Origin of the sequence: Enterobacter sp. IF2SW-B1, from assembly GCF_001743375.1 — a bacterium.
In the GTDB taxonomy this organism is placed as follows: Bacteria; Pseudomonadota; Gammaproteobacteria; order Enterobacterales; family Enterobacteriaceae; genus Enterobacter; species Enterobacter bugandensis.
This window is the reverse complement of the sequence record NZ_MJAA01000073.1, coordinates 1-757: the sequence shown is the minus strand read 5'-3', so window position 1 is coordinate 757 and position 757 is coordinate 1. Positions and strand designations below refer to the sequence as shown.

Annotated in this window: 2 protein-coding genes; both read right to left on the bottom strand. The window is 28.0% G+C overall.

Annotated features, from left to right (window positions below):
- On the bottom strand, nucleotides 1-536 hold a 536-nt coding region (locus A6013_RS25785), incomplete at its 3' end, for a hypothetical protein (protein WP_217629466.1).
- A 1-nt stretch (nucleotide 537) separates the two neighbouring features.
- Entirely contained in the window at nucleotides 538-708 is a 171-nt protein-coding gene (locus A6013_RS25780; protein WP_000420547.1) for an alpha-aminoadipate/glutamate carrier protein LysW, read from the bottom strand.
- Nucleotides 709-757 lie beyond the last annotated feature (49 nt).

Genomic DNA, 757 nt, shown 5'->3' with positions numbered 1-757 from the left:
GCTCTAATATCATAGTTTTCTTTTATAATATATTCTTGAGCAAGGTATGGATAATTTTGATTTTTGAGATCTAAAGAAGTTGATACTTCTTTCCACAAAATAAAATCATTATGACTGTCAATTTTAACAATACCTCTACCCCAWGAGGAATTAACGSGTTTAATTACAAATGGGGTTTTGAATTTATTATATAGATCTGGAAAAGTTGTTTCTGGAAAAATAGCCTCAAATTCGGGTGTAGGTAAATTATGAWTAGAAAAAATATTAGATTGTATTAGTTTGTCAGTACAAATTTTGATGGTATCAAATGTATTAATACATTTGATACCTAAAGATTCAAATAACTTTGCTCTTTGTAAACACATATCTTGAGATAAATTACGAATTATTGCTAAATTAAACTCTTGCAAATAGGATAATTTATGATTGTTTTTTTCTGTCATTATCACTACTTCAACATCATATTCTTTAAGGCTATTTACTATTTGTTTTTCTTCTTCTCTAACAAAAGTTACTGACAAAATAATTTTTAGCAAATTATTCTCCCCAGTCTTCTTCGATTTCAGGAGCAAATTCTAGTTTGAAGAAATTACCATCTTTTACAAGTTCATGTTCTTGTCCGCAAGAATCACATTCTACAATTTCCCCCTCAATTAAACCTTCGCCTAAGTTGATTTCTGAGTTACATGTTAAGCATTTTAATTCCACAAATTATTCCTCCTAATTACTATTTTTTATCCAACAAACCAAATAATTC